Origin of the sequence: Intrasporangium chromatireducens Q5-1, from assembly GCF_000576575.1 — a bacterium.
GTDB classification, from domain to species: Bacteria; Actinomycetota; Actinomycetes; order Actinomycetales; family Dermatophilaceae; genus Intrasporangium_A; species Intrasporangium_A chromatireducens.
Genome location: NZ_AWQS01000277.1, coordinates 1 through 4,528 on the forward strand (window position 1 = coordinate 1; position 4,528 = coordinate 4,528).

4 protein-coding genes and 1 pseudogene are annotated in these 4,528 nt (G+C 70.2%); 4 read left to right on the forward strand and 1 reads right to left on the reverse strand.

The window, feature by feature from the left end:
• Together N864_RS19475 and ettA are read left to right on the forward strand one after the other, a co-directional pair.
• Window positions 1–228 (forward strand): annotated as a pseudogene (locus tag N864_RS19475) (single-stranded DNA-binding protein); the annotation flags it as partial.
• Window positions 229–339: 111 nt separating this feature from the next.
• Complete coding sequence (gene ettA, locus N864_RS19480) at window positions 340–2,022, forward strand: energy-dependent translational throttle protein EttA (protein WP_034721213.1); 1,683 nt, start codon at window positions 340–342, stop codon at window positions 2,020–2,022.
• 9 nt (window positions 2,023–2,031) lie between these two features.
• Here the strand turns inward: ettA and N864_RS19485 are convergent, their stop codons facing one another.
• Complete coding sequence (locus N864_RS19485; protein ID WP_034721216.1) at window positions 2,032–3,063, reverse strand: magnesium transporter CorA family protein; 1,032 nt, start codon at window positions 3,061–3,063, stop codon at window positions 2,032–2,034.
• A gap of 35 nt (window positions 3,064–3,098) precedes the next feature.
• On the opposite strand from N864_RS19485, the gene N864_RS19490 reads away from it, so the two are divergent.
• Window positions 3,099–4,019, forward strand: a complete 921-nt coding sequence (locus N864_RS19490; RefSeq protein WP_034721219.1) for an LLM class F420-dependent oxidoreductase — start codon at window positions 3,099–3,101, stop codon at window positions 4,017–4,019.
• A 68-nt stretch (window positions 4,020–4,087) separates the two neighbouring features.
• Window positions 4,088–4,528: DUF1622 domain-containing protein (locus N864_RS19495; RefSeq protein ID WP_081794051.1), on the forward strand; the 441-nt coding region annotated here is incomplete at its 3' end.

A 4,528-nucleotide genomic window follows, 5' to 3' on the forward strand; every position in this document is an offset into this window, starting at 1 on the left:
TTCGGCCGCGCGACGTTCCAACGGGTGAGCCGCGCCGCCGCGCTCGGCGCCGATCCGGCCGCCCAGGACGACGTGCGCCGCAGCATCGAGAGCCTGATCGCCGAGGGTGAGCGGCCGGCCAACGTCGACGAGAACGGCGAGATCCACGACGTCGAGGTGCCCGGCCCGCCGGCTCCCGAATTCGGCGACCCGGACACGGACGACTACCAGCTCGAAGAGGCGGTCTGAGCCGTCGCGTCGCGGTGACCCGAGCCCCGCTGGCGTCCCCGTGGGGCCGGGCTCGACGGCACCCGCGGGCCGATTCGGTTCGGCGGGGGAGCGACGGATAGCCTGCTGCGCATGGCCGAGTTCATCTACACCATGACGAAGGCGCGCAAGGCGCACAACGACAAGGTCATCCTCGATGACGTCTCCATGTCGTTCTACCCGGGCGCGAAGATCGGCATGGTCGGCCCCAACGGCGCCGGCAAGTCGACCATCCTCAAGATCATGGCCGGCCTCGACCAGCCCTCCAACGGCGAGGCCCGCCTCGCGCCGGGCGCCAGCGTCGGCATCCTCCTGCAGGAGCCTCCGCTCAACGAGGACAAGACTGTCCTCGGCAACGTCGAGGAGGGCGCCGGGGAGATCAAGGCCAAGCTCGACCGCTACAACGCCATCTCGGCCGAGATGGCCAACCCCGATGCCGACTACGACGCACTGCTCGAGGAGATGGGCAAGCTCCAGGAGGAGATCGACCACGCCGACGCCTGGGACCTCGACAACCAGCTCGAGCAGGCGATGGACGCACTGCGCTGCCCGCCGCCGGACTCGCCCGTGACGACCCTGTCCGGTGGTGAGCGCCGCCGGGTGGCGCTGTGCAAGCTGCTCCTGCAGAAGCCCGACCTGCTGCTGCTCGACGAGCCCACCAACCATCTCGACGCCGAGTCGGTCCAGTGGCTGGAGCAGCACCTCGAGAGCTACCCCGGCGCCGTCATCGCCGTCACCCACGACCGCTACTTCCTCGACCACGTCGCCCAGTGGATCGCCGAGGTCGACCGCGGACGGCTCTACCCCTACGAGGGCAACTACTCGACCTACCTGGAGAAGAAGTCCGAGCGCCTCCAGATCCAGGGCAAGAAGGACGCCAAGCTCGCCAAGCGCCTCAAGAACGAGCTCGACTGGGTCCGGTCCAATGCGAAGGGCCGGCAGGCCAAGTCGAAGGCGCGGCTGGCCCGCTACGAGGAGATGGCGGCCGAGGCGGAGCGCACCCGCAAGCTCGACTTCGAGGAGATCCAGATCCCGCCGGGCCCGCGGCTCGGCTCGGTCGTCATCGAGGTCAAGGACCTGAAGAAGGGCTACGGCGACCGCGTCCTCATCGACGGCCTGTCCTTCACGCTGCCGCGCAACGGCATCGTCGGGGTGATCGGCCCGAACGGGGTCGGCAAGACGACGCTGTTCAAGACGATCGTCGGGCTCGAGCAGCCCGACGACGGCGAGGTCAAGGTCGGCGAGACCGTCGAGATCTCCTACGTCGACCAGGCCAGGGGCGGCATCGACCCGAAGAAGACGCTCTGGGAGGTCGTCTCCGACGGACTCGACTACATCAAGGTGGGGCAGGTCGAGATCCCGTCGCGGGCGTACGTCTCGCAGTTCGGGTTCAAGGGCCCCGACCAGCAGAAGCCGGCCGGCGTCCTGTCCGGCGGCGAGCGCAACCGCCTCAACCTCGCGCTCACCCTCAAGCAGGGCGGCAACCTGCTGCTGCTCGACGAGCCGACCAACGACCTCGACGTCGAGACGCTCGGATCGCTCGAGAACGCGCTGCTCGACTTCCCCGGCTGCGCCGTCGTCATCTCGCACGACCGGTGGTTCCTCGACCGCGTCGCGACGCACATCCTCGCCTACGAGGGGACCGAGGAGCAGCCGGCGAGCTGGTACTGGTTCGAGGGCAACTTCGAGGCCTACGAGGCGAACAAGGTCGAGCGGCTCGGCCCGGACGCCGCCCGGCCGCACCGCGTCACGTACCGCAAGCTGACCCGCGACTGACCGGACTCGTCAGATCCAGTCCTTGCGCCTGAAGACGGTGTAGAGCACGAGACCCAGACCGACGATGACCCCCAGGCTCGCGACGAACCCGGAGACCTTGCCGAAGCCCGGGTAAGGGACGTTCATCCCGAACCAGCCGGTGATCGCCGTGGGAACCGCGATGATCGCGGCCCAGCCGGTCAGTTTCTTCATCACCGTGTTGAGGCGCGCGTCCTGCAGGGACAGGTTCGTCTCGAAGACGGTGGTCACCATGTCGCGCAGCGACTCGGTCCACTCGGCGGCCCTCAGGACGTGGTCGTAGAGGTCGGTGAAGTAGCCGTCGAGCTCGCTGGCGTGGTGGTTGGCCTCGGTGCGGTGGCGGAGCACGGCGTTGACGACCTCCCGCATCGGAAGGACGGCCCGGCGCAGCTCGACGAGCTCCTTGCGGATCCGGTAGGTGCGTGTCTGGACCTCTCGAGAGCTGGCCCGGTCGTCGAACAGCACGTCCTCGAGGCCCTCGATCAGCTGGTCGAGCTGCTGGATCGTCTCGAAGTGGCCGTCCACGACGACGTCGAGCAGGCCGTGCACGAGCGCTCCGACCCCGTAGCGCAGCAGCTCGGGATCGTCCTGCCAGCGCTGCTGCACCGGCTCCATGTCGAACCCGGCCGGCCCGCGGACGGTGACGATGCCGCGGGGGAGCACGAAGGCGGACACGCGGTGCACCTCGAGGCTGCTCCGCCGCGGCTCCTCCGGGTCGGGGTCGCGCAGGTTCGTCCCGTAGACCGTCAGGAAGGTGTGGGTGGCATGGAGCGTCGCCTTCGGCCGCTCGTGGGCGAGGACAGCGTCCTCGACCGCATGCGTGTCGAGGCTGAGCTCCCGCGCGAGCCGCTGCAGGCGCTCGTGGTCGGGATCGCACAGGTCGACCCAGACGAGCGCGTCCTCGGCAGCCAGGCGCTCCGACACATCCGTGAGGGCGAAGCCCTCCTCGACCAGCTCGCCGCCCCGCCACAGCTTCGTCGTCACGCCGTCGTCGGCGCCTCGGGTCTCCGTGCCTCGGGTCATGGTGCCAGTGTGGCGAACTCTGCGACGATCGAAGGATGCGACTCGGACTTCAGGTCTCCTGGTTCTCCTGGCCGGACGCGCCCGCGTCGATCGGGCCCACCTTCGGGCGGATCGCGCAGGATGGCGAAGCGGCCGGCATGTGGAGCCTCTGGGTGATGGACCACTACTTCCAGATCCGGGGCATCGGACCGGCTGAGCGGGAGATGCTCGAGGCCTACACGACGCTGGGGTTTGCGGCCGGGCAGACGTCCCGGATCGAGCTCGGTGCGCTCGTGACGGGCGTGACGTACCGCCACCCGGGACTGTTGGCCAAGACGGTGACGACGCTCGACGTCCTCTCCGGCGGCCGCGCCTGGCTCGGCATCGGGGCGGCCTGGAACGAGGAGGAGCACCGCGGCCTCGGAGTGCCCTTCCCGCCGCTCAAGGAGCGGTTCGAGCGGCTCGATGAGACCCTCCGGATCGTCCTGCAGATGTGGGCCGACGACGACGCGCCGTTCCGGGGCCGGCACTACAGCCTCGAGCGCACGCTCAACAGCCCGCCGTCGCTGCGCCGCCCGCATCCCCCGATCCTGATCGGCGGGATGGGGGAGGAGAAGACGTTCCGGCTGATCGCGCGCTACGGCGACGCATGCAACCTCTTCGACGTCGGCCCGGAGCGGGTGCGGCAGAAGCTCGCGGTCCTGGCCGAGCGGTGTGCCGAGGTGGGTCGTGACCCCCTGTCGGTACGCAGCACGGTGCTGTCCCGGCTGAACCTCGCCGCCAAGGGCGGCGACCGGGCCGCCTCGGGTGAGACGACGCAGTCGGTGAGCGAGGCGGTGGACAGGTTGGGCGCCCTGGCGGACGTCGGGGTCGACGACGTCATCATCGGGATGGCCGCTCCGGAGGACCGCGACGTCTACGGGCTCGTCGCCGACCTCGTCAGGCAGGTCGGACCGCTCGGACGGGACGTCGCCTGACCGGACGGGGGGCGGCGTGCGGTCAGCTCGCGGGTGTGCGGTGACCGCGACCCGGGTACGCCCACGCCGTGATCCTGCCTGCCGCCGTCGACCTGCTCACCGAAGACACCCTCCGCACGGCCGTCGGGGTGCTCGTGCGGCTCGTGGAGGCAGCGGGTGCCATCGTCATCGTCTTCGGCGCTGCCGTCGCCTTCTGGCGGTTCTTCCGGGCCCTGCCCCAGCGCGACCCCCAGGCGTTCGTCCCCGTCCGTCTCAGCCTCGGCCGGTTCCTCGCCCTCGGGCTCGAGTTCCAGCTGGCGTCGGATGTGCTGCGCACGGCCGTGGCCCCGACGTTCGAGGAGCTCGGCAAGCTCGCCGCCGTCGCGGCCATCCGGACCGCCCTCAACTTCTTCCTCGCGCGGGAGATCAACGAGGAACGGGAGATCGTCGAGAAGCGCCGCGCGGCCGCCCACCAGGCCGGCGGTGCCGGCCAGGCCCGGCCGACGGGCCACGCGGCCCCCACCGGCGAT

What these genes read in the sequence shown, in the direction of transcription:
- ettA (WP_034721213.1), top strand. Translation starts at nt 340, where the DNA reads ATGGCCGAGTTCATCTACACCATGACGAAGGCGCGCAAGGCGCACAAC.
- N864_RS19490 (WP_034721219.1), top strand. Translation starts at nt 3,099, where the DNA reads ATGCGACTCGGACTTCAGGTCTCCTGGTTCTCCTGGCCGGACGCGCCC.
- N864_RS19485 (WP_034721216.1), bottom strand. Translation starts at nt 3,063, where the DNA reads ATGACCCGAGGCACGGAGACCCGAGGCGCCGACGACGGCGTGACGACG.